This window comes from Rummeliibacillus sp. G93, assembly GCF_023515935.1.
Lineage (GTDB): Bacteria > Bacillota > Bacilli > Bacillales_A > Planococcaceae > Rummeliibacillus > Rummeliibacillus stabekisii.
Genome location: NZ_CP097314.1, coordinates 144913 through 170826, shown reverse-complemented (window position 1 = coordinate 170826; position 25914 = coordinate 144913). Strand labels below are relative to the sequence as shown.

The window sequence follows — 25914 nt, the reverse complement described above, 5'->3', positions numbered from 1 at the left end:
ATAATGCCAGAAAAATATGGAAAGCTTCCAGAAAACACTCAATCTTATTGGATAGACTCTGTAAAGTTGCCCACATTTCCGCGTTTAGAAGAAGACATTAATGTTGATGTCGTTATAGTAGGTGGTGGTATCGCCGGGCTTACTTCTGCTTTTCTATTAGTTAACGAAGGTTTAAAGGTTGCTATAATCGAGGCAGACCATGTGCTCAATGGAACCACAGGGAATACAACTGCAAAAATCTCAGCTCAGCATGGTTTAATTTATGATGAATTTATCAGGAATATCGGTGAGAGTAAGGCAAAGCTTTATTATGAAGCAAATGCAGAAGCACTGCATTTCATCGAAAATACAATTAGTGAGCATCGCATTGATTGTGATTTCTCTAAACAGGATGCCTACGTTTATGCGGTCACGGAAGAATATGCAATGAAAGTAAAGAAAGAAGCTGAGGCTTATGAAAAGCTTGGCATCAATGGCGAATTGGTGAATAGCATTCCTTTTAATATCGATATACAGAACGGGATTGTAATGAAAGACCAGGCACAATTTCATCCATTAAAGTACTTGGCACATCTTCTACAACACATTACAGAAAAAGGCGGCCAAATCTTTGAAAATACAACAGCTGTCAACATAGAGACAAAGGAACAGCCAAAGGTTTTAACCCGCGAGAATCATAGCATTACAGCTAAACATGTGCTTATTTGCACCCACTTCCCTTTTTATGAGGGCATGGGACTCTACTCAGCAAGAATGCATGCAAGTAGCTCGTATGTACTTGCTACAAAAGTAAAGAACAAATATCCGGGCGGTATGTATATTAGCGCTGAGATGCCATCACGTTCTCTGCGCTCAGCAACCATTAACGACGAGGAATACGTGCTTGTTCTTGGTGAGGACCATAAAACCGGTCAAGGCGGGGACATACTAGAACGCTACAAAGCATTAGAAGACTTTACGGAACATGCTCTTGGGCTTGAAAGTATCGTCTACCGATGGACTGCTCAGGACTTAATAACACTAGATAAGTTGCCTTATATCGGTAATCTCACAAGCAATGATCCTAATATATTAATTGCCACAGGTTTTAGAAAGTGGGGAATGACGAACGGAACAGCTGCTGCCCTTCTATTCCGTGATGTCATTGTAAATAAAGGAAGTAAGTATCAGGACTTATATTCTCCATCACGATTTTATGCAAATCCAAGCTTAAAAAATCTCTTAGCTCAAAATGTAAATGTTGCTGGGCAGTTTATGAAAGGGAAATTTGGCATAACTACTAAATCGTTAGAAGATATAAAGAAAGATGAAGGCGGCGTTATCACGATCAACGGCCAACGAAAAGGCGCTTATAGGGATACAGAAGGAAAATTGCATATTGTAGATACAACCTGTACTCACTTAGGATGCGAGGTTGAATGGAACAATGGCCAACGATCATGGGATTGCCCTTGCCATGGTTCCAGATTCACTTATACCGGCGAAGTAATTGAAGGGCCAGCTGAAAAACCATTGTCACGTGATGACCATACTTTATTTGATAACTTCACCTCGAAGAATTCAGGTTACTAAAAGAAAAAATCGCAAACTACGAGTTTTATCTCCATACGAAATTTGTTAATTAAAAATCAAGGGATAGCTGTTTGCTATCCCTTTTCTGTTTCATTATCGATATCCCTCAACACATTCTTTTGCCATGTATAAAATGAAATTGAAAAGGTGCTAACAAACAAAATCAAAAAAGTAATTCCTAAAGCTGTGGGAACAAAATTAAAAGCTTTGATAGCATTATTAGAAATTGACCATTCCATCGCACCAGGTGGCCTAGAAAAAAAACTCGCCAACCCTTCTCCATTAGCCCCTATTATGAGAAATAAAAAACCTAATAATAAAAATCCAACTGGTATACCATATAATGCAATAATCTTATCTTTCACTTTACACCCTCTCCTTATGTTCATGAATCTATTTGTTAATTATTGTAACCTTCTATTATGCTTATATAAAGTTAGTATAGCTAACTATTTCAATTATTTTCTCTCTCCTCTTTTCTGAAAATATTTCGCACAACTAAAGAAAGTGTTAGAATTATAGCAATGCTTAAAATTTAAGGAGGATTCACACAATGAAAGAAACAGTTATTGAGCGATTGATTCGCTATGCCAAAATTGATACACAATCAAACGAAGAAAGCCCAACTACACCATCTACTGAAAAACAGTGGGATTTACTTCGTGTATTAGAAAGCGAATTAAAGGAAATCGGTATGGAAGAAGTATCAGTGGATGAGTTTGGCTACTTGTTTGCTACATTGCCTGCCAACACAGAAAAAGAAATTCCCACCATCGGATTTTTAGCACATGTGGACACAGCGACAGATTATACAGGTACGAATGTGAATCCGCAACGTCATGACAACTATGATGGCGGCGATATTCAATTAAATGAAAAGGTTGTCCTTTCACCAAAAAATTCACCTGAGCTATCAAACTATGTTGGCCAAACATTAATTACAACAGACGGCACTACATTACTTGGTGCTGATGACAAAGCTGGTATTGTCGAAATCATGACAGCTATGGAATATCTCATTCAACATCCGGAAATCAAACATGGCAAGATCCGTGTCGGCTTTACACCTGACGAGGAAATTGGCCGTGGCCCGCATAAGTTTGACGTAGAACGCTTCAATGCGACTTACGCTTATACAATGGACGGCGGCCCATTAGGCGAGCTTCAATATGAAAGCTTCAATGCAGCAGGCGTTAAAGTTAAAACACGCGGTACAAGTGTACACCCAGGTTCAGCTAAAGATAAAATGGTCAACGCGATTACTATGGCGATTAAATTCCAAGAATTGATGCCAAAAGAGGCTGTTCCTGAAAAAACAGAGGATCGTGAAGGCTTTATTCATTTAATGCGTTTTGATGGAGATGTAGAAAATACTACTCTTTCATATATTATTCGAGACCATGACCGCGAAGCATTTGAAATGAAGAAAGCTTCTATGAAAGACGCGGAGAAGAAAATCCAAGCAGAATACGGCGAAGAAGCTATTACCGTAGAAATGAATGATCAATACTACAATATGGCAGAAAAAATCTTGCCTGTAAAAGAGATTGTAGATATCGCAGAGAAAGCAATGAAAAACTTGGACATCAAGCCATTAATCTCCCCTGTCCGTGGTGGTACTGATGGTTCTCAGTTATCATACATGGGACTCCCAACACCTAATATCTTTGCAGGTGGAGAAAATATGCACGGTAAATTTGAATATGTATCTGCAGAAACTATGGTCAAAGCAACAAATGTCATTATCGAGATTGTCCAATTATTTGAACAAAAAGCATAATTGAAAAGAGGTGGAGAGATGAAAGAAATAGCACTTGGTATTTTGGCTTCTTTATTTTTTGCCGTGACCTTTATATTAAATCATTCGATGGAATTAGAAGGCGGGAGTTTTCTGTGGAGTTCGTCTTTGCGCTATTTCTTCATGCTCCCTTTTCTCTTGATCATCGTGTCTGCTCGCAAAGGCATGCCCGTTCTTACGAAAGAAATGAAAGCAAAGCCCTTACCATGGTTAGGCTGGAGCTTTGTCGGCTTTGTTCTTTTTTATGCTCCGCTTACATTCGCCGCTGCATATGGGCCAGGGTGGCTTGTGTCCGGTACATGGCAGTTTACAATCATAGCAGGGGTGCTGCTTGCGCCATTCTTAGTGAATTATATTGACGGGCGTCCCATACGTCAAAAGGTCCCCGTCACTTCACTTCTTATCTCAAGCATTATCGTGATAGGCATTATTTTAATTCAAATACCTAGTAGTCAAAATATCTCTACATCACAGTTATTGTTGAGCATACTCCCGGTTATCGTTGCGGCATTTGCCTATCCACTTGGCAACCGTAAGATGATGGATCTTTGCCAGGGAAGACTAGATACGTTCCAACGTGTGCTGGGAATGACGATCGCTTCTATGCCCGCTTGGATTGTAATGGCCGTCTATGCACTATTTACAGTTGGCCTTCCATCTATGAGCCAGTTGATTCAGTCATTGATTGTCGGCATCAGCTCAGGGGTCATTGCGACTGTGCTATTTTTTATTGCGACTGACCGCGTTCATCATGACCAAGGCAAGCTAGCGGCTGTCGAAGCAACTCAATCAACAGAGATTATATTCGTCATCATTGGAGAAATTTTGCTCTTAGGTATTCCGCTCCCCACCCCACTTGCGCTGTTTGGGATAATCGCCATTATCATTGGTATGTCACTGCATAGCTACTATACGATGCTATTAAAGAAAAAAGAAAATATTCTAGTACAGGCGGCAAATGCTAAACATGAGCAAAAACCAAAATTAAGAGCGTAATAGACTCAAGCCCAAAGGAAACAGGATTCCTTTGGGCTTTTTTATTGGTAAACATGACAATGTTTATAATAATCAACAAGTGGCAATTGAATATTGTTTAGTGACCATTCAAAAAAATTCTATGAATCCAGGTAAATGCCTACACAGATTAAATGGAATCTTTCTAAAATAGAAAAGAATCCAGGCTTTACTTTTCATTAAATGTAAGGTACACTTTACACTATAAAATTTGCCTTAGGGAAACTTTATTTCTACAACAACAATTTTAAGTGAAGGGGAAAAATATGAGAAACAGAAAAACAAAAATGGCTTTCCCGACCGCCGATGATGTATTAAATGGCAAATCCCATGGCATCAGAAATATTTTGCCTTTTCTAGGGCCTGCTTTTATAGCGGCTGTCGCCTATATTGACCCAGGCAACTTCGCTACGAATATTACCGCAGGATCTGAATATGGCTATCTTCTTTTATGGGTCATTGCTTTTTCAAATCTAATGGCTGTCTTAATTCAATCTCTCTCAGCTAAATTAGGAATTGCTACAGGGAAAAACTTGCCGGAAATTGCACGGGAAAAATTTAAAAAATCTACTTCTATACTGTTATGGATTCAAGCTGAGCTTGTTATTATGGCTACTGACTTAGCAGAATTTATCGGGGCTGCGCTTGGCTTATATTTATTATTTGATATACCTATGTTGCCAGCTGCACTTATTACAGCAGTAGGTTCATTCGCCATCCTTGAATTACAACGACGCGGCGTAAGAGCTTTTGAAGCAGGTGTTTCAGCGATGGTCATGATGGTTGTATTAGCATTTGCCTTTCAAACATTCCTTGCCCATCCAAGTGGAGGAGCGTTAGCAGCAGGATTCATTCCTAAGTTTGACGGAGTTAATTCGATTCTTCTGGCTACCGGCATACTAGGCGCTACTGTTATGCCACATGCTATTTATTTACATTCGTCTCTAACACAGCATCGCGTGGTTGGAAAAGATGATGAACAAAAACGAAAGATCTTTAAATTTGAATTCATTGATATTGTGATTGCTATGATTATTGCCGGGGCAATTAATATGAGTATGCTTATCATTGCAGCAGCCGTATTCCATACTAAAGGAATGAATGTTGAAGACTTGGATGTAGCCTTCAACTCGCTCCATGACATGCTTGGGCCAACAGCTGCCATTTCATTCGGCTTAGGTTTATTAATCGCAGGGCTCGCTAGCTCCTCCGTCGGTACACTCTCTGGAGACGTGGTAATGCAAGGCTTTATTAAGAAGCATATACCAATTTATCTAAGACGCTTTATTACGATGTTGCCGCCATTATTAATTATTGGGTTCGGCGCAAACGCCACCAAGGCTTTAGTATGGAGCCAGGTTATCTTGTCCTTTGGTATTGCATTCGCACTTATACCACTCATTAAGTTCACAAGTGATAAAAAAATAATGGGTGGCCTTGTAAATCATAAAATCACTACTTTTATCGGTTGGATCGTTGCAGCCATTGTCGTATTATTAAACCTTTATCTACTCTATGAAACATTCATGGGTGCATAATAATATGCAACGCACACACACTAACCTACAAAAGGTAGGTGTGTGCAATGAAAAAGGATTCGTTACCTGAAAACAAAAAAATATTTGTTGATCTTCCCTATAAAGATCGGCCAGACATGCTGGATTCCGAGAACATTAGTATCTATGATTTGCATGAAGATATGCAGACAGTAGATCCTATTCCAGCAGAATCACAAGCACTTGAGTTAAAAGAAGAAGAGCTTGATGACAAATACAATGGATCCTGGACATCCTGAGAATAGAAGAGCAAGCAGAGAATAGTTCTCCGCTTGCTTTTTTTACTTTCTATAGACAACAATCCACTGACCGTCTCTTTGAAGCATATGTGTTCCAATAAATCCTGCCTTAATTAACCGCTGTTGTCCTAAAGTATCTGTCATCGCCGTTTCCTGTTCTTGAGTAAAGCTCGGAACATTTTCTTTTAGGTTTTTTAAAAAAATGTAGCGCAGTTTGCCACCGTACTTTTCCTTCAATCCAGCCACATGGAATCCCTGCGAGAATTTATCTTTTAAGCTAGGGATATTGAGAGGTTTGACTGTTGCACATACATAATCGTAAAGGCTTAAATCAATTTGATCCATAATAATAGACGCCATTTTCTTTTGTAGACCTAATCCACGATAACGAGGTGAGACATTAGAAATTTCCTGATAAAGCACACGTGAAAGCTGTTCTTGTGGAATACCACAGTCTAGTCCTAAATGTTCCTCATCAACCTCCGGCAAAAGCACAGCACGAAAAGCGATTAATTCATCAGCAATAAAAATACCGATCATGAGGCCATTTCCGTTAAAAATGTGGATAATCTCTTCTTCGCTTAGTGGTTGCAGAGAATCACGATCTGTTAACGCTCCAATTACTTCTTCTTGCAAAACCATGATTGCCGGCAAATGGTCAGCAGTTAAAATGCTTGCATGATACACATTCCCGCCAATCGTTCCTTTTGCAATATCATTCATTGCCCTCTTCCTTTCCATCGACACTACATGAAAATTGGCAGAGCTCTTTGATGATGCTTTCATCTACATCTACACCTAAACCGCTTTTTTCATTTAAGGAAATGAATGGCACGTCATAGTGCAGGTTACCGATATCCTTTGAAAACTTAAGCGGACCTGTCAATTCCACGCTTTTAAAGACTTTCTTCGAAAAAGCAACATGGAAGCCAGCCGCAGAACCGACCGAAGATTCAACCATGGAGCCAATTTGGCACTCAATCCCCGCCATTTCTGCCATATGGGCAAGCTTCATAGCTGGATAAATGCCTCCACATTTCATCAACTTGATATTCACTTTGTCTGCTGCGCGTTTAGCTATAATTTCACGCATTTCTTTCATTCCATGCAAACCTTCATCAATCATCAAGGGAACATCGCTTTTTGCTTTTACCTCGACCATGGCATCTATATCATCTGCATCGACCGGTTGTTCAAGCCAATCTAAATTCATCTTGCGAAGCGCTCGTAATCCTTTAAGTGTTGTGGCCGCATTATGCCAGCCTTGGTTGACATCGACACGGATATCAATAGCATCGCCTACTCGCTCGCGAACCGCTTTAATGCGCTCTACATCCTTCATCACTTCCGTACCGACCTTCATTTTGAAGGAATGATAGCCCATTTCTACGCGTTCTGCTGCTTCTTGTGCCATTTTCTCAGGCGAGCCGATACTTAAAACGTGAGTGATAGGAAACTTCTCATGATAGCGCCCACCAATAAGTTGATAAACAGGCACTTGCAGTTTTTTTCCTGCAATATCAAAGCAAGCAATATCAATGGCAGCTTTAGCAGCAGGTGCAAGATATACCGTCTTGTCCATAAGATCATGGATCTTTTCAAAGCAAAGCGGATCTTGGCCAATGACAGCTGGTGCTAATTGATGTTTCAACATCATATAGGCACCTTCCCATGTTTCACCTGTTACATGCTCATCTGGCACTGCTTCTCCGTAACCGACAATCCCTTCATCAGTTGTGATTTTAGTGATAATGGATGGCATTGTATCGTATGTATCATAGCTGATAACAAATGGCTCGATTAACGGTAAATGTATAGCATAAATATCTATTTTCGTGATTTTCATTTTTTTCTCCCTTTCCCTTTACATTTATTTGACTCCTTGATATATTGTCGTTAAACTGTCGCTAAATAGGCAAAAAGAAAGGAACCGGTACAATGCCCATTAAAATTGCTGTGATTTGTTCCTCTGCCTTTCGTGAAAGGTTAGAATCGATTGCTCAAGAAGTATCTAATATCCAATTAGAATTTTACATCTATCAGGCGCCAAATGAAACACCCAATCTAATGAAACAAGTTAAACCTTGTGATGCCTTATTGTTATCAGGCACTCTTCCTTACTTATATGCTAAACCATTGCTGCATGACTGGCCTATTCCCTGGACGTATTTAAAACAGGATGAAGCAGCTATTTCAACATCTCTTCTCTCTGTTCTGTCTAACTATAGAGTACCCATTTCTGAAATTTCTATTGATGTCATGAATGCAAAAGATGTCCGCCATGTGTTAAATGATATTCATTATTCTGGCGAACCGCCTTTTATACAGGAAATTGAGCTGGAATCATCATTTGAACAAATTAAAGAAGCACATCAACAATTATGGCATAAAGGAAAAGCAAAATTCATTATTACAAGTATACATCAAATATATGATGATCTAGTTTCAGCAGGTATACCAGCCATCCGTATGCAGGATCCGAACAGTACAATCATCCAACATTTGAAACAAACCAAGTCACTTTCCAAAATGCTGAAATCTGAATCAGCAAAAGCTGTAGTGGGCATTATAGCATTCAAAGAGCAAGAAAAGGAAAAGCAATTGCTCTTACAGCAAATCACATCTACTATTCATGCTACATACCAAAAGATTGATGACTATCATTTCGAAGTATTTACAACGTATGGACATCTTTACAACGCTCTTCAGTACAGCTTGCTTGAACAGGCATTCCATTCAAGCTCAACTACAGCAAAGCTTACCTTTGGCTATGGAACATCTATTCGAGAAGCAAAGCAAAATGCTAGGCAAGCACTACAATTTGCAGAGCATAATACCATACTAATCATGAATGAGGAAAAGGAACTTATTCAATATCCTCATCCTGAAATGATAAAGCTATCACTCAAGACAAAGGATCCTTATGTGCTCCAAATGGCGAAAGAAACAAAGCTAAGTCCGCAAAACATTTCAAAAATCATGGCCTTCAGTACATCTAGGAAGTCCCTTCAGTTCACAGCACAGGATTTGACGGATTACCTGCAGGTCACACGAAGAACAACGGAAAGGATTTTAAAAAAGCTAGTGGACCATGGCTATGCTGTCGTGGTAGGTGAAGAAATGCTATATCAGCAAGGGAGACCGCGTGCTGTTTATGAACTTAATTTTTCTACGTATTCCTAATAAGATTAGACCGGTTTGGCATAATGTCAAACCGGTCTTTTTTATAAGTTAATGCTCTGAGTTTTTTTCTCTAATACAGTTGCGAGCACCTTCGCCCCGTCGAATAGAGCTTTATGATTAAACGACATGTGTGGATGGTGTAAACCTGGTGCAAGGTCAGCACCAATACCAATCATGGTTGCCTTTAATTCTGGTTTTTTAATCGTATAAAAGTGGAAATCATCACTGCCAGGTGTAATGACATGTGGTGCCAAATGTTCTGTACCCAATGCTTCGACAATTGCTGCTTCCGCCATATCTGCAGCTTCGTTAGACACTTCTGCGCCTGGCGTGAAGTCAATCCATTTCCAATTCAACGAAATGTTGAATTGCTTAGCTAAGCTAGCCAATCCATGCTCTACTTTTTCTTGGATTTCTTCCAGCACCGTATTCTTTTGTGCTCGAATATCCATTGAAAAACTTGCTGAACCAGGAATGATATTTATACTTCCGCCATCTGCTATCATTTTCGTCAGCTTTACAGAATGAGGTTCAAATGGCGATATGTAAATATTTTTTGCCATTTGATGAATCGCCATAATTACATCAATTGCATTATTTCCTTGATGTGGGCGAGCACCATGTGCATCAACCCCTCTTATTTCGCCTTCTAAAAAGATTGCAGAGCCATGGTGAATTGCAGGTGATGCCATACCTAATGCTAATTCTTCGATTGGGCGCAAATGTACGCCGAAGAGATGTGACACATCATCTACTGCGCCATGTTCATAAGCAGCAACCGCTCCGTTTCCCTGTTCTTCAGCAGGCTGGAAGATAAAACGTACTTTGTGCTGTAACGGGGCATCTTTTAAATGCAACAATGCACCGAGCACCATTGAGATATTGGCATCATGGCCGCAAGAGTGGTTTGCTCTCCATTCACCATCTACCTCTTGCCACAGTGCATCAATATCTGCACGTACTGCCACTACTTCGTCTCCTTCGCCTATCTCAGCTACAAGCCCAGGAATATCCTTAAATTCCCGGTAAGGGATATGTAATTCATCTAAAATACTACTAATTTTTCGGGTAGTTCCATGTTCCTTCCAACTCACCTCTGGATGTTCATGAAAGTAATGAAACCATTCTAAAATTTGTTCATCAATTGCCATTTATCCATCACCTCGTTTTTTCATCATACTGCATTAGCCAATGTTTTCAAAGCCATTATCCTTTTCGGATTAGATTACAAATAAAAAAACAGCCATAGATTTGGCTGCGTAGGCATGTTGTATTGATTATAATTCGCTGAAAAAACCTGCAGGAAACTGTGTTAGTTCTTCAAGAGGAATCATTTCTTCGTTTGTAGTACTTTCCATTGTCTCTTCCTTTTCTTCGTCTAATAAATACGTTTCAAATCTAGATGGATTCATCTGTACACTCCTTATTTTAGTTGAATTTTCTGATTTTTTATATCTTACAATAGATACAATTTATAATCAAGTATTTAAAATAAGAAAATAAGAAAAAAGAGAACATAGCGCAAAATGCTATGTTCTCTTTCTTGATTGCTTCACTTCGGTTACTTGCATTCTCATATTTGAAAAATTATTATCACCTATTAACATCATGATTTGCAGAATAGTAAAAGGCAATGATGTCTTTTTGCGATAGGCAACATATTTAGTTTCCCACTCGTTAATATATGTCTCTTTAATACGCTGGATGGCTGGAGAACTATAATAGCCCTCACCTTCAACAACAATGCGCGTTGCGATTTTTTCGCTTATACCGGCAAATCGTGAAATTCCTACATGCGAAAGAGGTGTCATCCCCACATTTATACGCTTAAATTCTTGTTGTTCACTTGCCAGAAAGATATTTAAAAATAAGTAGTCTAAAATATGCTCAGGCAAAAAGTCTTTTTTAAAACGTATTAAGTCGATTGTAACTGTCTGCTCTTGGTCATAAAGCGGAATTAAATTTGCGAAGGCTACAATTTCATGTTGATTTCTTTTTACAACAGCAACCGGCGTATATTGGAGATACGATTCATTGAAATAGCCTAGCGAAAAGCCTTTTTCTTTACGATTATTTAACCATTCATCTGATATTTGGCGAAGCTGCTTCAGTTCATCCTCTGAATGAGGTGGAGGCCATATTTCAAAATGGCACCCCTTCTTCTTAAATGTGTCTTCTATCTTCCGCAACCCATTTGAGTCGGGTAATGGCGTTTTTAAATCAATATACCCTTCATCCCCGAACTTAAAGAAAAGATAGCCAAAACCATGCAAGTAAGGGACGAATGAATCACTTACTTCATAGAAAATGGGCGTATAACCATACCGGTCAGCAAACGTGATAAATTCTTCAATGGCTTCTCTGAAATCTGTTTTCTCTCCAACTAAATCGCCCAGCACAACTAGTTTATTTGCGACTACCTGATAAGGAAAGAGGACCGTCTTTTTCGAATTCCAATAGACATACTTATCATGCAAGAAAATGAGATGCGATAACTCTTTTCCTCCATATTTATTCAGGTGGATAAAGATTTCTTCTTCATATTCGCGCGAAGATATTTTTTTAAACTGCGTTAATTTGCGCAGTGACACTTCGCAGACTACTACAATAAGTACAACAATCAAACCCATAAAAGCACTTTTCCATAAATCGCTAGAATCTGTGATAAAAAATGGTTGTAGCTTTTGCGGCATTGAATATTTTATCGTTGGATATGCGAATAATCCAATAACAATATAAAGCAGTAAAATAGCCAAAATAATGAAAGTATTTAATATGCTTCTACCCCACGTTACAATGTAGCTCTCTCGATAGAAGCGGCCCCGTGACAAAAACAAAAGCCCAGCTACAAACAACATAAATAAGGCCTGCTTATACTGGATACCTTTCACAATAAAAAGTGCTGAAGCGAATAACAATACAAACACTGTCATGCGATATGAATTTTTGTCTTTATACGATATGCCGTTTGATAATGCCAGCAGCACAAAGCCTGTCGCCACCGCCAATTGGTGAGAAATATTGACTATTGGAAAAGACATTAGCTCCTTTGCATAGCGAATGCTTTCTATAGCTCTCGGCGCTACAGAAGATACCAGCAAAATAAGTCCAGCTAGGAATACAAACGCTGTGGCAAGTATATGGCTGGTTTTTTCAAGGAAAAACCTTGGAATGGCATTAAAGCTTACATTGAACTTTCCCCACAACTCTCGTACAAAGAGTAGCAGCCCTGCCAAAAAAGGAATAACATAATAGCCTACTCGATAAAAGAGCAATAAGATTAGAATCGATTCTTCCGGTATTTGAAAAGCTTGGGCTCCCCATATAAAAACCAAATCAAATGAACCTAGCCCTCCAGGAATCATACTGACAATGCCGGCACATGACGCAACAACAAAGATAGGAATAACAGATTCTATACTGATTGGTATTTTTAAAAGATGGATAAGCACGACAATAAAAGTAAAAGCACCGAGCCACTCTAAGGTTGAAACGCAAACCAGTAATACATCAGATAGTACGTGCTTTTTGGTTGTCTTCTTTGAAAGTAACTGTATGATAGCTTTAATAATGAGAAAAGGTAAATATAAACCAATTAAACCTGCTGCAAAAACAACGATTTTATGCTCTTTGAAAAGAGGAAAATCCCAGTAGAATAAAGGCAATATCCAAGTAAACAGGGAAAGGCCCGCCAAATAAAAGAGCGTGACCGAGGCAATCGTTTTAAAGAAAGAGGTGTTGTCAACTTCTTTCTTCTTGAAATAGTGCGTACGCAGCAAAACGCCGACTAACCCACCAAATCCTATTAAATTCGAGAATGAATTAATAATTAGTGACTCTTTCATTAATTTTCGTAATGGTCTATTCAATTTTAGCTTTTTAACAATAAAGTAATCATAAAAGAACATAGGAAAAACGAGCACTAGAGATAACAAGGCAGTAAAAGCAACTGTTCGAATATCTAAATTTTCTATTTGAACAGCTATTTCATGGCGATCTACATTCCCTATAATTTTAGCGATCTCATGAATGGCAAAAACCATTAATAATATTGGCAAAACCACTTTAACCCATTGGAGAAGTTTAGTCTTATTAATTTTGATCTACACCCATCCGTTTTTTGATACCCCTATTGTAAACCATCTAAAAAAAAAACGCTCATAATGCGGGTTGCATTACGAACGTTTTCTTTGATTACCTATTGTTGAATTTGAATACTAATTCAATACTTTTATTGTTACTGTACGTACGCCCCAGCTATTCGCTTGGCTATTGTTTGGCATTAATAGGTCAATTTTGTGTCCCTTAATTGCGCCACCTGTATCGGCTGCAATAGCTGTACCATATCCTTCAACCCACACTTTTGAACCAAGCGGAATGACACTTGGGTCAACTGCGATTAGTTTCATATGTGGATTTGCTTTTACATTAACGCCTGTGGCAGTTACACCAGAACAACCAGCACAATTAGGTGTATATGCTGTTGCTGTCACAGTCATTGTTTTACCTGATGATGGTTGTGTAGCTGGTTGTTGTTGGGCAGCAGGTTTTGCTGGAGCTGCTGCAACAGTGTTAGCTGCTTTTGGTTCTACTTGTTGTGTAGAGGCAGCTTCTACTTTTGCTTTTTCTCCAGTTAATGCAAGAGTTTGTCCCACATAAATAGTATCTCCGGCAAGTCCATTAATTGCTTTTAAATCTCCAACAGAAACACCTTTTTCAGTTGCGATTTTATATAATGTGTCGCCTTTTTTTATTTTATATGACTTTTCTTCATTCTTACCAGTATTTAATTTTTGTTTTGGAACAATAATATCAGAAGATAGATTGTTCAACTTTTTTAGATCCTTTACGGATACGTCTTCATCTTGTGAGATGCTCCAAAGTGTATCTCCTTTTTCCACTTTGTAACTAGCAGCTGACGCTTGAGTAGTTAAAGCTGCAGTTCCTAATGCGAATACACCTGCTAGTGCAATTAAATATTTTTTCATCGTTCAAAAACGACCTCCTTTGTACTAACACGAATAACTTTACCACGCCCATATGTCATAACTATTGCTAAAAGATGTTGGCGCTGTAACAATCGTGTTACATTCTTTCCCAATTATCTGACTATTTATACATGAACAATTTAATTTTTTTAAAATTATACGTCGAATAGTTGGCATGTATAGGATGAAAGATCATGGAAAAAAGAGGGTTAAAATACTGTTAATTCAACTTATAAAAATGAAGGAACAGATAAAAACATAGAAAAAATATAAAATATTATTTGAAATTGGGTTAAAATGAGGCAAAATTGATGAAAAACGAAGCATTTTACGCTGAAATATTACAAAGAAAGTTGAAGAATACATCCTTTTATATTTAAGGTGAAGTATTAATTTCTATAAATATCCAATAAACTACCCTTTTTCTTTTAAAATACAAAAGAAAAAGGAGTGGTAACTGCCACCCCTTCTTTACTCCCGCTCTTTTAAAATACTCGTCAGCTATCTTTCTATAGAGCTATTAATGATGAAATGTCTAATGCTTCACACTCTATCACGATAGCCGTTAATCCTGTTTCGGTTTTGGTTTCGTGCCATTCTCCCTTATTCCAAAAGACAGCATCTCCACTATTAACCCTTATCTCTTCCTCTGAATTCCCCCGAACAACACCTTCACCGTTTACAACTAAAAATAACTGAGGTACAACAGCTTGATGATATCCAATCTTACCATTCTCCTCAAGATACATACACACAATTTGAGATAAGCTCTGGGTTTGTGCAACACGTGACAGAATAAAATCTGAGTCGAATTTTGTGTTTTTTTTACCAACATCTTTTCTGAACTGGTATATTTCCATTCAAGCCCTCCAGAAATAGTTATATAAGAAGAAAGTTCTTTAATAGAAGATTCACAGGGACATAACTTAAACACAGCATTTTTAGAGTAAGATCAAGTTATAGTGTTACTTCTTTTTGCATAGCCTTTAACTCAGCTAGTGTATAGAGTTCCCACAGATCTTTTTTATCTAGCTCATGCAGCAATATATTCAAATCATTTAAAATGACGTTCCTCTTTTTAGGAAATGGCTTATCTGCTTTAGGTGCATGTTCCTCAAGCATATTTAACAACAATTCATCTGCTGATACTTGCAATATATTGCTCAGCTTCACAATCCAGCTTGCGGAAGGTACACTTTCGCCCATCTCCCAGCTTTTAATACGGCTTGCAGATGTGCCGATTGCTTTTCCTAACGACAGCATGGAGTACCCATTATGAATACGCAATTCTTTTAATTTTTCTCCGAAGTCTTGTGGATTAAACATTTTTCTCTTCCCCTCTATTATGAAGTTTTCTTTTTATATTAATCTTTATCTTTTATAAAAGTATCTGGCATTACGACTGCTACTACTTCTCCGTTCGCCACATGTTGGTCGCCTGCGTGAATTTGGGTTTTCACCCTGAATTTTTTCGGATGGATTTCTTCCACTTGTGAAGTTGCCTTTAAGGTAATACCTTGAGGTGTGGGTTTTAAATAATCAACATGCAAAGAAGCTGTGACAAAACGAGGCGCTTCGACACCGTCGCCCGGTTGATGGCCTTTTTTTCGATGCAACGCTAATGATGCCGAACCAGTGCCATGGCAGTCCACAAATGAAGCTAAAAAACCCCCGTACACAAAGCCTGGTAAAGCTGTATACTTTTTATCCGGAAGAACAGAAGAAACCGTTTGGTCACCCTCCCAATATGTCTTTACATGAATTCCTTCATTATTATTACGTCCGCATCCATAGCACCAAGCAAAGTCATCTGGGTAATCATCTTGTATCGCTCTTTGATCTTCTTGATTCATTTCCACCCAACCCCTTTATATTTTTTAATTTTCTCACTATTTACAATTCGACATTAAAACAATATATCCTTTTCTTTTTCATGAATTTTATCTTTAAAAAGAAAATTTTTAATGTTTTTGACTAGTTGAATAAATAAAACTCACATTTCAGTCATATGTATGTTAAATAGCTCAAGTATCTCATGTGATACTTGAGCTATTCTGTTGGCGGCCTAACAATAGGCACAGTGATTTTTATAAATGTACCATCATTATCTTTGACCTCTAACTCGCCATTCACAAACTCCACACGTTCCTTTAAACCGTTTAACCCATTACCTGTATTTCTCTTTACACCTTTTTTAATGCCAATTCCATTATCTTTTACAACCAACTCAATCATATCTGAAGTTTGACTAATAGCGACTGAGCATTCTGTTGCTTGACTATGTCGTACAATATTATTTACTGCTTCCTTCAGACACATGCTTAACGAATTGCTTAACATCGTTGGTATAGCATCAAACTGAGGATTACCTTCCACTTTTAGTCTAATATCCGCAGCTTTTAAGATTTGCTGGACGTGTTGCATTTCCTCCTGCAGTTTTACATTTTTCATGTTGGAGACCATTTCACGAACCTCTTTCAATGCAATAGAGGATGTTTGACGTATATCATTCAATTCCTGAATCGCCGCATTGGGATCCTTTTGCACTAAACGTACAGCCAAATCGCTTTTCAAACCAATCATAGATAGTTTTTGTCCTAATGTATCATGCAGGTCTCTTGCAATCCGCTGCCTCTCTTCATATATACTCAACTCAGAAATCCTAGCATTAGCCGTCTGTAGCGCACCTTGGAGCCTCTTGCTTTTACTTTCGCTATATAAATAGAAGGGACCCATTATTGCACTAAACAAGATAACGACAATAAGAGGAAGTTCTTGAATGAATACATCTGTTTCTATAAAGAAGCCGCCAATAACAGAGCCTACCGTCAACGCAATATGCAAACCATACATGATATAAAATCCTACCGTATGATGAATTTTGCCGATTGAAAACGCCGTGAAGAATGCAAAATAGATATATCCAAATAAAACGGTCATTACCGCATTAATGGCCATGCCAAAAGCTATCCACAAATAAAGAAGTCCATTCGTCGCAGTATAGGCAAACCGAAAACAGATAAGATATAAAAGTAGAATAGCAATTGCAATAGAGCTTTCTAGCTTTTGTGATGTATCAAAAATCATATAGAATGGAATAAAACAAAGGCAGAGCCACGCCAATCCGCTAAGAATTGGATTTTTAGGGAAAACACTATACCACTTTGTCACAGGAACACTCCTTGTCTTAAACTCCTTCTATTATAACATTTACTCATATGGATTATTTCTTGGGCAATTATTTATCTTACAATGCATCTACTAAGCATTTACTTTTTCTGAATACGTTCAAGCAATTTTTGTGTATTAGACGATTGCTCGAATACTTTTTGCTGTTCTGCCCAATAAATAATATATTCTTCATCATTCGCATGGAATACAAAAGAATTCATTTCTTTGCTAACTTTATTATTATCTAAAAGATGAAGGATCTCCACCTTGTATAGTTCTTTGCCTTTTGCTTTATAAATAATAGTATAATCCGGTTTTTCAGCAAATTGATTTCGATCTTCTTTTTTGAGGTTTTCAATATGGCTTAAAGGGTATTGCTCTTTGAATTGGTTTGCTTCAGACTTTGTGGTCCAAATGATTTTACCTTTGTTAGGATCTTTTACTTCTATTTCATTAACATATTGCTGTTTATTAATAATTTCATTGATGCGCTCCTTCTGTCCTTTTTCTTTATATGCTGTCCATCCGAAGAAGATCAGAATAACAGCAAGCAGGATCAGAGCGATTCTCATTAATCTCATATTTTCCACCTATTTTCATTAATCTCACATTATAGAAGTAGGATTATTAGTAATTCTTCTATTGATTCATCGAGCCATCGATGAATCACCATAAAACAGGTTTTGTCACCATGAACCATAGCATTAAGGTTAATAGAATTACGTAGATCCATGTAGCTCTTTTTAGCTTACCAACAAATTGTTGTTGGTCATATTCTGGAGTATTAAACGTGCGCATTGTCGGTTTGAATGCTTTCGCTAGAAAAAAGAGCGATACAACCAAAAGTCCAATTGTAGCGGCTATAAATGGCGTTGCAATCGAATAACCACTACGCCAGAGCAAGTATATTCCTGATATGATTAAAACATGGCCCGCATGCTTCACGACACGAATGGCTATCTGGAACGTTGCTACATAGGCAACCATTTCTTCATGTATTAGAGCAGTCTTCATTTTCTTAAGCATAGGTAAAAGGACAAAGAATGGGCCGATTGATAATATTGCACTTAATACATGGATAAAAACGCCAGTTGAATACAGCATATCTTCTGCTTCCTTTTCTATCTATTTATTACTTTTACCTTAATAGAAATTGACTAGACATGCAATCAACAAAAAGGTGAAACTTCTTTATTGTAATAGTTTTCAAATAGATAAATATGAGTTCATTCATAATGAAATATACGAATAACAGCGAATATGTAAATACAAAATAAAGATCTGTTTACGTTTCCGTAAATAACCGGATAACTTTTATTTTTCCGACTATAATAAGGGTGAAACTACAAAATTTTTCTCTGATGTGCTTTATTGCACTGATTGTAGTAAACCCTAATACGCATTTTTATGTTCACAATTTTTTAGCAAGGCATATACTATTTTCAAGGAAGTGATTAATATAGGCATTCATAGATTTTTTACAAGTTTAACGGATTTAGAAAGAATTATTCGTTGTCCAGGACGTTTTAAGTTTGAAGAGCATAACGTGGCAGCACATTCCTGGAAAGTATCCCAATACGCCATGTTTTTCGGTACCCTAGAGGAAATGGAGGGGGCTACAGTTGATTGGAAGTCACTTTATGAAAAAACGATTAACCATGACTTTGCGGAAGTCTTCATTGGTGATATTAAGACCCCTGTCAAACACGCATCACCAGAATTAAAACAGATGATTTCACATGTAGAAGAAAAAATGATGGAAAAATTCATCCTTCACGAAATCCCTGAGGAATTCCAAGAAATATTCTTTGATCGCATGAAAGAAGGAAAAGATTCAACGCTTGAAGGACTATTGCTAGAATTTGCGGATAAGCTCGATCTCTTCTATGAAGCTTTCTCTGAGTTGAAAAGAGGAAACACCGATAAGGAATTTGTAAGCATGTATGAGGAAGCATTAACAAAGTTATTGAAAATTCCTCTTCCTACATGTGTAAAGTACTTTAAAAATGTCATCTTGGCAGACGTAGTTTCTGAGAAGACGCCAATCGATATTACTACGCTTACCCAACACGTTCTTTCTGAAGCTTAGGCCTGAATCATAGGCATATGCTTTTTTATTTTCTTCTATACAATGAAGAAAAAGTAAGATTTATTTTCCCAATAATTTCATAGGTGTTCTCTCTTGCGGATTGCCTTCAAGGGGAGTATTATATGAATACAAGCTGCGTTGTACGTAATAATATGAAGTTTTAACCTTTAAGCTGTAATAGGGAGTTTTAATTGAGTACGGACTGGTATGCCGCATCCACCTTGATGCGGACGAACATGAAATGCTCTGCGAACACCCACTTTGAGGAGTGGTGGTTTAAAACTTTCGATATTTAAAATTACGGCAAAGGCGGCTTATTAATTACTCAAGCTTTCTTTCTTGAATTCAAATTTAATTAGTAGTAATATATCAATACAAGCTACATTGTACGTAATAATATGAAGTTTTAACCTTTAAGCTGTAATAGGGAGTTTTAATTGAGTACGGACTGGTATGCCGCATCCATCTTGATGCGGACGAACATGAAATGCTCTGCGAACACCCACTTTGAGGAGTGGTGGTTTAAAACTTTCGATATTTAAAATTACGGCAAAAGTGGCTTACCTATTGAATTTCCAGCATCCCTTTTATAAGGGATGCTTTTTCATTGGTTCTTTAATTATTATTACCTTTTTCTACAAAGAAATATATATCAAAGGAATTAGTCTAATGGTATAATTACACTTAATTCTTTTTAAAATAGGAAAAAGGAAATACATATAATGAGAGGAAAAAGAACATTAAAACTAACCTTATAACAGGCAGCTCTCAAATATTAAATGAGGAATTTGTATTGTTGGCGCTTGAAAAAAATTTAGCAATGGTGGAATTTAACCTGAATCGGGAAGTCATCTGGGCAAATGAAAACTTTGCAAACACACTGAATTATACAGCTAATGAAATGTTAAACATGAAACACGAACAATTCTGTACACATGAATTTTCAAGCAGCAAAGAATACATTGCATTATGGGAAAATTTAAAGCAAGGTGTTCGATTTCAAGAGAAAATTGAACGTATTAATAAATATGGAAAAACTGTATGGCTTGAAGCTACCTATATTCCTGTCCTAAACAAGGCAGGTGAAATAGAAGGTATCTTAAAGATTGCAACTGATATTACAGAACGGGAAAATAAAACTATCTCTACCACCCGCCAATTAAAAGAGATTCCTACTAACTTAGTAAAAGCTGTTACGGAAAACACTGAATCCAAGATGGATGCTTTGCAATCACTAACTAAACAGACTCAATTAATAAGTGAAGTATCTCAATTAATGAGAAGCATAGCCACGAAAACAAACATATTAGCATTAAATGCAGCCATTGAAGCTGCACGTGCAGGAGACCAAGGAAAGGGTTTTAGTATTGTGGCAGAAGAGGTACGCAAGCTAGCGAATAATGTAGCAGAATTTATAAATCAAGTTAATATGAATGTGGATCATATTAGAATTGAAACAAAACAGGTAAACAATATCACAAAAGATTTGCAACATATCATTCTAGATGCAGAGCTTCAATTTAAAAAAGTTTTAATAGAATTGGAAGCACTAAACAAGTAAATGAGCACTTCACTATAGAACTACGAGAACACGTATATAAAGTCCGCCTAGGATTAAGGAATACCTTATGCTTAAAAAGTGCAAAATAAAAACTCTTGGAAATTTTCCAAGAGTTTTTTTATTATGACCCCTACGGGATTCGAACCCGTGTTACCGCCGTGAAAGGGCGGTGTCTTAACCGCTTGACCAAGGGGCCTTCTATGGCTCCGAAGGCAGGACTCGAACCTGCGACCCTCTGATTAACAGTCAGATGCTGCTACCAACTGAGCTACTTCGGAATCACATAATGTAATGGTGGGCCTAAATGGACTCGAACCATCGACCTCACGCTTATCAGGCGTGCGCTCTAACCAGCTGAGCTATAGGCCCATATATGGTGGAGGGGGGCAGATTCGAACTGCCGAACCCGAAGGAGCGGATTTACAGTCCGCCGCGTTTAGCCTCTTCGCTACCCCTCCAAAAAATGCCGGCGAAAGGAGTCGAACCCTCGACCTACTGATTACAAGTCAGTTGCTCTACCAACTGAGCTACACCGGCGTATTGTTATGGTGGGTCGGGACAGAATCGAACTGCCGACACTTAGAGCTTCAATCTAATGCTCTACCAACTGAGCTACCGACCCATAACAAATAATTATTCATTTAAAAAGTGGCGGTCCGGACGGGACTCGAACCCGCGACCTCCTGCGTGACAGGCAGGCATTCTAACCAGCTGAACTACCGGACCATATAATTTTTTATTTTCTATGTATCAATGAAAATTTAAATGGAGGAGGAAGAGGGATTCGAACCCCCGCGCGGTTTGACCCGCCTGTCGGTTTTCAAGACCGATCCCTTCAGCCAGACTTGGGTATTCCTCCGTTATTATTGAAAATTGGTGGAGCCTAGCGGGATCGAACCGCTGACCTCCTGCGTGCAAGGCAGGCGCTCTCCCAGCTGAGCTAAGGCCCCAATGTATATATAGTATAAATGGTCGGGAAGACAGGATTCGAACCTGCGACCCCTTGGTCCCAAACCAAGTGCTCTACCAAGCTGAGCTACTTCCCGGAAATGGTGCGCCCAGCAGAAGTCGAATCCACAACCTTCTGATCCGTAGTCAGACGCTCTATCCAGTTGAGCTATGGGCGCAAATCTATAATAAAAAAGTTTCAATAATTTTATAAGTGGAGCGGAAGACGGGGTTCGAACCCGCGACCCCCACCTTGGCAAGGTGATGTTCTACCACTGAACTACTTCCGCGCAAAAAAACTAATGCGGGTGAAGGGAGTCGAACCCCCACGCCTTGCGGCGCTAGATCCTAAGTCTAGTGCGTCTGCCAATTCCGCCACACCCGCGTAATTTAAATGATGAGTCATGTAGGATTCGAACCTACGACCCTCTGATTAAAAGTCAGATGCTCTACCAACTGAGCTAATGACTCATTTAAAAATGGTGGAGGATGACGGGATCGAACCGCCGACCCTCTGCTTGTAAGGCAGATGCTCTCCCAGCTGAGCTAATCCTCCATATTTATGCCTAGCAACGTCCTACTCTCACAGGGGGAAGCCCCCAACTACCATCGGCGCTAAAGAGCTTAACTTCCGTGTTCGGCATGGGAACGGGTGTGACCTCTTTGCCATCATTACTAGACTATTCGGCTTCCAATACACATCGCACTACTGCTCGTGTCTTGAAATCCTTCTTATTGAAAGAAAGTTGTTCTTTCAAAACTGGATAAACGTGAATTGAAGGTTCTTAAGAATTTGGTTAAGTCCTCGATCGATTAGTATTCGTCAGCTCCATGTGTCGCCACACTTCCACCTCGAACCTATCTACCTCATCGTCTTTGAGGGATCTTACTTACTTGCGTAATGGGAAATCTCATCTTGAGGGGGGCTTCATGCTTAGATGCTTTCAGCACTTATCCCGTCCACACATAGCTACCCAGCGATGCTCTTGGCAGAACAACTGGTACACCAGCGGTGTGTCCATCCCGGTCCTCTCGTACTAAGGACAGCTCCTCTCAAATTTCCTACGCCCACGACGGATAGGGACCGAACTGTCTCACGACGTTCTGAACCCAGCTCGCGTACCGCTTTAATGGGCGAACAGCCCAACCCTTGGGACCGACTACAGCCCCAGGATGCGATGAGCCGACATCGAGGTGCCAAACCTCCCCGTCGATGTGGACTCTTGGGGGAGATAAGCCTGTTATCCCCGGGGTAGCTTTTATCCGTTGAGCGATGGCCCTTCCATGCGGAACCACCGGATCACTAAGCCCGTCTTTCGACCCTGCTCGACTTGTAGGTCTCGCAGTCAAGCTCCCTTGTGCCTTTACACTCTACGAATGATTTCCAACCATTCTGAGGGAACCTTTGGGCGCCTCCGTTACTCTTTAGGAGGCGACCGCCCCAGTCAAACTGTCCGCCTGACACTGTCTCCTACCCCGATCAGGGGTACGGGTTAGAATTTCAATACAGCTGGGGTAGTATCCCAAGGACGCCTCCACCGAAGCTGGCGCTCCGGTTTCAATGGCTCCTACCTATCCTGTACAAGCTGTACCAAAATTCAATATCAGGCTACAGTAAAGCTCCACGGGGTCTTTCCGTCCTGTCGCGGGTAACCTGCATCTTCACAGGTACTATAATTTCACCGAGTCTCTCGTTGAGACAGTGCCCAGATCGTTACGCCTTTCGTGCGGGTCGGAACTTACCCGACAAGGAATTTCGCTACCTTAGGACCGTTATAGTTACGGCCGCCGTTTACTGGGGCTTCGGTTCTCACCTTCGCTTGCGCTAAGCAATCCCCTTAACCTTCCAGCACCGGGCAGGCGTCAGCCCCTATACGTCACCTTACGGTTTTGCAGAGACCTGTGTTTTTGCTAAACAGTCGCCTGGGCCTATTCACTGCGGCTCTCTCGGGCTTGCACCCTACTAGAGCACCCCTTCTCCCGAAGTTACGGGGTCATTTTGCCGAGTTCCTTAACGAGAGTTCTCTCGCTCACCTTAGGATTCTCTCCTCGACTACCTGTGTCGGTTTGCGGTACGGGCACCTCCTGCCTCGCTAGAGGCTTTTCTTGGCAGTGTGAAATCAGGAACTTCGCTCTAAAGAGCTCGCCATCACAGCTCAACGTTATAGAGAGCGGATTTGCCTACTCTCACGCCTTACTGCTTGGACGCACATAACCAACAGTGCGCTTACCCTATCCTACTGCGTCCCCCCATTACTCAAATGGCAGGGAGGTGGTACAGGAATATCAACCTGTTATCCATCGCCTACGCCTGTCGGCCTCGGCTTAGGTCCCGACTAACCCTGAGAGGACGAGCCTTCCTCAGGAAACCTTAGTCATTCGGTGGATGGGATTCTCACCCATCTTTCGCTACTCATACCGGCATTCTCACTTCTAAGCGCTCCACCAGTCCTTCCGGTCTGACTTCACAGCACTTAGAACGCTCTCCTACCACAGACATCGTAGATGTCTATCCACAGCTTCGGTGAATTGTTTAGCCCCGATACATTTTCGGCGCAGCGTCACTCGACCAGTGAGCTATTACGCACTCTTTAAATGGTGGCTGCTTCTGAGCCAACATCCTGGTTGTCTAAGCAACGTCACATCCTTTTCCACTTAACAATTACTTTGGGACCTTAGCTGGTGGTCTGGGCTGTTTCCCTTTTGACTACGGATCTTATCACTCGCAGTCTGACTCCCGTGTATAAATCACTGGCATTCGGAGTTTGTCTGAATTCGGTAATCCGGGATGGACCCCTAGTCCAAACAGTGCTCTACCTCCAGGATTCTTCATCACGAGGCTAGCCCTAAAGCTATTTCGGAGAGAACCAGCTATCTCCAGGTTCGATTGGAATTTCTCCGCTACCCACACCTCATCCCCGCACTTTTCAACGTGCGTGGGTTCGGGCCTCCAGTAAGTGTTACCTTACCTTCACCCTGGACATGGGTAGATCACCTGGTTTCGGGTCTACGACCACATACTTATTCGCCCTATTCAGACTCGCTTTCGCTGCGGCTCCGTCTCTTCAACTTAACCTTGCATGTAATCGTAACTCGCCGGTTCATTCTACAAAAGGCACGCTATCACCCATTAACGGGCTCTAACTACTTGTAGGCACATGGTTTCAGGATCTCTTTCACTCCCCTTCCGGGGTGCTTTTCACCTTTCCCTCACGGTACTGGTTCACTATCGGTCACTAGAGAGTATTTAGCCTTAGGAGATGGTCCTCCCAGATTCCGACGGAATTTCACGTGTTCCGCCGTACTCAGGATCCACTCAAGAGAGAATGCACTTTTGACTACAGGACTGTTACCTGCTATGGTGGGTCTTTCCAAACCGCTTCGCCTAACGCATTCCTTTGTAACTCCGTATAGAGTGTCCTACAACCCCAAGAGGCAAGCCTCTTGGTTTGGGCTCTTCCCATTTCGCTCGCCGCTACTAAGGGAATCGAATTTTCTTTCTCTTCCTTCAGGTACTTAGATGTTTCAGTTCCCTGAGTCTGCCATCAAGACGCTATGAATTCACGTCAAGATTCTACCCCATTACGGATAGAGGGTTTCCCCATTCGGAAATCTCCGGATCAAAGCTTACTTACAGCTCCCCGAAGCATATCGGTGTTAGTGCCGTCCTTCATCGGCTTCTAGTGCCAAGGCATCCGCCATGCGCCCTTAATAACTTAACCGTTGGCTTATAAAAGCCTTTAAGTTATTAAGCCTAAAAAATTTAAAACTTAATAAATGTGTTACTTAAGAATT

The 25914-nt window shown here is 39.9% G+C and carries 21 protein-coding genes, 15 tRNA genes, 2 rRNA genes, 2 other RNA genes and 1 pseudogene; 11 read left to right on the top strand and 30 right to left on the bottom strand.

Annotated features, from left to right (window positions below; all coding sequences use genetic code 11):
• Positions 1–3: 3 nt before the first annotated feature.
• Positions 4–1572, top strand: coding sequence for an FAD-dependent oxidoreductase (locus tag M2M59_RS00920; protein WP_249775185.1), 1569 nt, complete (start codon positions 4–6; stop codon positions 1570–1572).
• A gap of 74 nt (positions 1573–1646) precedes the next feature.
• On the opposite strand, the gene M2M59_RS00915 is transcribed toward M2M59_RS00920, so the two are convergent.
• Entirely contained in the window at positions 1647–1937 is a 291-nt protein-coding gene (locus M2M59_RS00915) for a hypothetical protein (RefSeq protein WP_249775184.1), read from the bottom strand.
• Positions 1938–2125: 188 nt separating this feature from the next.
• On the opposite strand from M2M59_RS00915, the gene pepT reads away from it, so the two are divergent.
• The 4 genes from pepT to M2M59_RS00895 all read left to right on the top strand — a co-directional run bounded on the left by pepT (position 2126) and on the right by M2M59_RS00895 (position 6179).
• Positions 2126–3352, top strand: coding sequence for a peptidase T (gene pepT / locus M2M59_RS00910; protein ID WP_249775183.1), 1227 nt, complete (start codon positions 2126–2128; stop codon positions 3350–3352).
• Between the two features lie 18 nt (positions 3353–3370).
• A complete protein-coding gene (locus M2M59_RS00905; RefSeq protein WP_249775182.1) occupies positions 3371–4366 on the top strand; it encodes a DMT family transporter in 996 nt (331 codons plus the stop codon).
• A gap of 305 nt (positions 4367–4671) precedes the next feature.
• Positions 4672–5922 (top strand): Nramp family divalent metal transporter, encoded by a 1251-nt coding sequence (locus tag M2M59_RS00900; protein WP_249775959.1) that lies wholly within the window; start codon positions 4672–4674, stop codon positions 5920–5922.
• Between the two features lie 47 nt (positions 5923–5969).
• On the top strand, positions 5970–6179 hold the full coding sequence (locus tag M2M59_RS00895) for a hypothetical protein (RefSeq protein WP_066791465.1): 210 nt from the start codon (positions 5970–5972) through the stop codon (positions 6177–6179).
• A 42-nt stretch (positions 6180–6221) separates the two neighbouring features.
• On the opposite strand, the gene M2M59_RS00890 is transcribed toward M2M59_RS00895, so the two are convergent.
• Entirely contained in the window at positions 6222–6902 is a 681-nt protein-coding gene (locus tag M2M59_RS00890; RefSeq protein ID WP_249775181.1) for a GNAT family N-acetyltransferase, read from the bottom strand.
• Positions 6895–8025 (bottom strand): mandelate racemase/muconate lactonizing enzyme family protein, encoded by a 1131-nt coding sequence (locus tag M2M59_RS00885; RefSeq protein WP_147195657.1) that lies wholly within the window; start codon positions 8023–8025, stop codon positions 6895–6897. Before M2M59_RS00885 ends, M2M59_RS00890 begins: the two co-directional genes overlap by 8 nt.
• Before the next feature lie 92 nt (positions 8026–8117).
• On the opposite strand from M2M59_RS00885, the gene M2M59_RS00880 reads away from it, so the two are divergent.
• Complete coding sequence (locus tag M2M59_RS00880) at positions 8118–9362, top strand: hypothetical protein (RefSeq protein WP_249775180.1); 1245 nt, start codon at positions 8118–8120, stop codon at positions 9360–9362.
• 41 nt (positions 9363–9403) lie between these two features.
• On the opposite strand, the gene M2M59_RS00875 is transcribed toward M2M59_RS00880, so the two are convergent.
• The 10 genes from M2M59_RS00875 to M2M59_RS00835 all read right to left on the bottom strand — a co-directional run bounded on the left by M2M59_RS00875 (position 9404) and on the right by M2M59_RS00835 (position 18625).
• A complete protein-coding gene (locus M2M59_RS00875) occupies positions 9404–10513 on the bottom strand; it encodes an amidohydrolase (protein ID WP_147195661.1) in 1110 nt (369 codons plus the stop codon).
• Between the two features lie 126 nt (positions 10514–10639).
• The gene (locus tag M2M59_RS16425) at positions 10640–10774 is read right to left on the bottom strand and encodes a hypothetical protein (RefSeq protein ID WP_255475973.1); all 135 of its coding nucleotides are present in this window, start codon (positions 10772–10774) and stop codon (positions 10640–10642) included.
• 117 nt (positions 10775–10891) lie between these two features.
• The gene (mprF, locus tag M2M59_RS00870; protein WP_256467895.1) at positions 10892–13426 is read right to left on the bottom strand and encodes a bifunctional lysylphosphatidylglycerol flippase/synthetase MprF; all 2535 of its coding nucleotides are present in this window, start codon (positions 13424–13426) and stop codon (positions 10892–10894) included.
• Between the two features lie 153 nt (positions 13427–13579).
• Positions 13580–14350, bottom strand: a complete 771-nt coding sequence (locus tag M2M59_RS00865; RefSeq protein ID WP_249775178.1) for a 3D domain-containing protein — start codon at positions 14348–14350, stop codon at positions 13580–13582.
• A 509-nt stretch (positions 14351–14859) separates the two neighbouring features.
• Positions 14860–15210, bottom strand: a complete 351-nt coding sequence (locus tag M2M59_RS00860; RefSeq protein ID WP_147195667.1) for a cupin domain-containing protein — start codon at positions 15208–15210, stop codon at positions 14860–14862.
• 97 nt (positions 15211–15307) lie between these two features.
• Positions 15308–15676: a helix-turn-helix domain-containing protein gene (locus tag M2M59_RS00855; RefSeq protein ID WP_066791447.1), complete on the bottom strand. Its 369-nt coding sequence runs from the start codon at positions 15674–15676 to the stop codon at positions 15308–15310.
• Positions 15677–15714: 38 nt separating this feature from the next.
• Positions 15715–16203 carry a PaaI family thioesterase gene (locus M2M59_RS00850; RefSeq protein ID WP_249775177.1) on the bottom strand — a complete coding sequence of 163 codons (489 nt, stop codon included), beginning with the start codon at positions 16201–16203 and terminating at the stop codon, positions 15715–15717.
• A 196-nt stretch (positions 16204–16399) separates the two neighbouring features.
• Complete coding sequence (locus M2M59_RS00845; RefSeq protein WP_244946669.1) at positions 16400–17521, bottom strand: sensor histidine kinase; 1122 nt, start codon at positions 17519–17521, stop codon at positions 16400–16402.
• A 98-nt stretch (positions 17522–17619) separates the two neighbouring features.
• Complete coding sequence (locus M2M59_RS00840; protein ID WP_147195671.1) at positions 17620–18102, bottom strand: hypothetical protein; 483 nt, start codon at positions 18100–18102, stop codon at positions 17620–17622.
• Positions 18103–18187: 85 nt separating this feature from the next.
• A complete protein-coding gene (locus M2M59_RS00835; RefSeq protein ID WP_147195674.1) occupies positions 18188–18625 on the bottom strand; it encodes a hypothetical protein in 438 nt (145 codons plus the stop codon).
• A 355-nt stretch (positions 18626–18980) separates the two neighbouring features.
• Between M2M59_RS00835 and M2M59_RS00830 the strand changes: the two genes are divergently transcribed.
• The 5 genes and pseudogenes from M2M59_RS00830 (at position 18981) to M2M59_RS16495 (ending at position 21171) form a co-directional block, all read left to right on the top strand.
• Entirely contained in the window at positions 18981–19610 is a 630-nt protein-coding gene (locus M2M59_RS00830; protein ID WP_147195729.1) for a YfbR-like 5'-deoxynucleotidase, read from the top strand.
• A gap of 127 nt (positions 19611–19737) precedes the next feature.
• Positions 19738–19930: non-coding RNA, 6S RNA (gene ssrS / locus M2M59_RS00825), on the top strand.
• Positions 19931–19983: 53 nt separating this feature from the next.
• Positions 19984–20176: non-coding RNA, 6S RNA (ssrS, locus tag M2M59_RS00820), on the top strand.
• A 227-nt stretch (positions 20177–20403) separates the two neighbouring features.
• A pseudogene (locus M2M59_RS16500) lies at positions 20404–20733 on the top strand (PAS domain-containing protein); the annotation flags it as partial.
• Between the two features lie 93 nt (positions 20734–20826).
• Positions 20827–21171 carry a methyl-accepting chemotaxis protein gene (locus M2M59_RS16495; RefSeq protein ID WP_371859440.1) on the top strand — a complete coding sequence of 115 codons (345 nt, stop codon included), beginning with the start codon at positions 20827–20829 and terminating at the stop codon, positions 21169–21171.
• Positions 21172–21295: 124 nt separating this feature from the next.
• Here M2M59_RS16495 and M2M59_RS00810 read toward each other — a convergent pair.
• The 17 genes from M2M59_RS00810 to M2M59_RS00730 all read right to left on the bottom strand — a co-directional run bounded on the left by M2M59_RS00810 (position 21296) and on the right by M2M59_RS00730 (position 25841).
• Positions 21296–21367 (bottom strand) — tRNA-Glu (locus M2M59_RS00810).
• A 5-nt stretch (positions 21368–21372) separates the two neighbouring features.
• Positions 21373–21449, bottom strand: a tRNA-Asn gene (locus M2M59_RS00805).
• A 14-nt stretch (positions 21450–21463) separates the two neighbouring features.
• A tRNA-Ile gene (locus M2M59_RS00800) sits at positions 21464–21540 on the bottom strand.
• Between the two features lie 5 nt (positions 21541–21545).
• Positions 21546–21629, bottom strand: a tRNA-Tyr gene (locus tag M2M59_RS00795).
• A gap of 6 nt (positions 21630–21635) precedes the next feature.
• A tRNA-Thr gene (locus M2M59_RS00790) sits at positions 21636–21708 on the bottom strand.
• A 9-nt stretch (positions 21709–21717) separates the two neighbouring features.
• Positions 21718–21793: transfer RNA gene (locus tag M2M59_RS00785), tRNA-Phe, on the bottom strand.
• A 27-nt stretch (positions 21794–21820) separates the two neighbouring features.
• Positions 21821–21897: transfer RNA gene (locus M2M59_RS00780), tRNA-Asp, on the bottom strand.
• Positions 21898–21937: 40 nt separating this feature from the next.
• A tRNA-Ser gene (locus tag M2M59_RS00775) sits at positions 21938–22030 on the bottom strand.
• A 15-nt stretch (positions 22031–22045) separates the two neighbouring features.
• A tRNA-Ala gene (locus M2M59_RS00770) sits at positions 22046–22121 on the bottom strand.
• Positions 22122–22140: 19 nt separating this feature from the next.
• A tRNA-Pro gene (locus M2M59_RS00765) sits at positions 22141–22217 on the bottom strand.
• A 4-nt stretch (positions 22218–22221) separates the two neighbouring features.
• Positions 22222–22298, bottom strand: a tRNA-Arg gene (locus tag M2M59_RS00760).
• Between the two features lie 36 nt (positions 22299–22334).
• Positions 22335–22409 (bottom strand) — tRNA-Gly (locus M2M59_RS00755).
• 13 nt (positions 22410–22422) lie between these two features.
• Positions 22423–22504: transfer RNA gene (locus M2M59_RS00750), tRNA-Leu, on the bottom strand.
• 13 nt (positions 22505–22517) lie between these two features.
• Positions 22518–22590, bottom strand: a tRNA-Lys gene (locus M2M59_RS00745).
• Between the two features lie 9 nt (positions 22591–22599).
• Positions 22600–22675 (bottom strand) — tRNA-Val (locus M2M59_RS00740).
• Positions 22676–22683: 8 nt separating this feature from the next.
• Positions 22684–22799, bottom strand: a 5S ribosomal RNA gene (rrf, locus tag M2M59_RS00735).
• Between the two features lie 113 nt (positions 22800–22912).
• Positions 22913–25841 (bottom strand): 23S ribosomal RNA (locus M2M59_RS00730).
• Positions 25842–25914: the final 73 nt, after the last annotated feature.

What these genes read in the sequence shown, in the direction of transcription:
- M2M59_RS00860 (WP_147195667.1), bottom strand. Translation starts at nt 15,210, where the DNA reads ATGGAAATATACCAGTTCAGAAAAGATGTTGGTAAAAAAAACACAAAA.
- M2M59_RS00920 (WP_249775185.1), top strand. Translation starts at nt 4, where the DNA reads ATGCCAGAAAAATATGGAAAGCTTCCAGAAAACACTCAATCTTATTGG.
- M2M59_RS00840 (WP_147195671.1), bottom strand. Translation starts at nt 18,102, where the DNA reads ATGAGATTAATGAGAATCGCTCTGATCCTGCTTGCTGTTATTCTGATC.
- M2M59_RS00895 (WP_066791465.1), top strand. Translation starts at nt 5,970, where the DNA reads ATGAAAAAGGATTCGTTACCTGAAAACAAAAAAATATTTGTTGATCTT.
- M2M59_RS16495 (WP_371859440.1), top strand. Translation starts at nt 20,827, where the DNA reads ATGGATGCTTTGCAATCACTAACTAAACAGACTCAATTAATAAGTGAA.
- M2M59_RS00865 (WP_249775178.1), bottom strand. Translation starts at nt 14,350, where the DNA reads ATGAAAAAATATTTAATTGCACTAGCAGGTGTATTCGCATTAGGAACT.
- M2M59_RS00875 (WP_147195661.1), bottom strand. Translation starts at nt 10,513, where the DNA reads ATGGCAATTGATGAACAAATTTTAGAATGGTTTCATTACTTTCATGAA.
- M2M59_RS00905 (WP_249775182.1), top strand. Translation starts at nt 3,371, where the DNA reads ATGAAAGAAATAGCACTTGGTATTTTGGCTTCTTTATTTTTTGCCGTG.
- M2M59_RS16425 (WP_255475973.1), bottom strand. Translation starts at nt 10,774, where the DNA reads ATGAATCCATCTAGATTTGAAACGTATTTATTAGACGAAGAAAAGGAA.
- M2M59_RS00900 (WP_249775959.1), top strand. Translation starts at nt 4,672, where the DNA reads ATGGCTTTCCCGACCGCCGATGATGTATTAAATGGCAAATCCCATGGC.
- M2M59_RS00890 (WP_249775181.1), bottom strand. Translation starts at nt 6,902, where the DNA reads ATGAATGATATTGCAAAAGGAACGATTGGCGGGAATGTGTATCATGCA.
- M2M59_RS00850 (WP_249775177.1), bottom strand. Translation starts at nt 16,203, where the DNA reads ATGAATCAAGAAGATCAAAGAGCGATACAAGATGATTACCCAGATGAC.
- M2M59_RS00880 (WP_249775180.1), top strand. Translation starts at nt 8,118, where the DNA reads ATGCCCATTAAAATTGCTGTGATTTGTTCCTCTGCCTTTCGTGAAAGG.
- M2M59_RS00835 (WP_147195674.1), bottom strand. Translation starts at nt 18,625, where the DNA reads ATGCTGTATTCAACTGGCGTTTTTATCCATGTATTAAGTGCAATATTA.
- pepT (WP_249775183.1), top strand. Translation starts at nt 2,126, where the DNA reads ATGAAAGAAACAGTTATTGAGCGATTGATTCGCTATGCCAAAATTGAT.
- M2M59_RS00885 (WP_147195657.1), bottom strand. Translation starts at nt 8,025, where the DNA reads ATGAAAATCACGAAAATAGATATTTATGCTATACATTTACCGTTAATC.
- M2M59_RS00855 (WP_066791447.1), bottom strand. Translation starts at nt 15,676, where the DNA reads ATGTTTAATCCACAAGACTTCGGAGAAAAATTAAAAGAATTGCGTATT.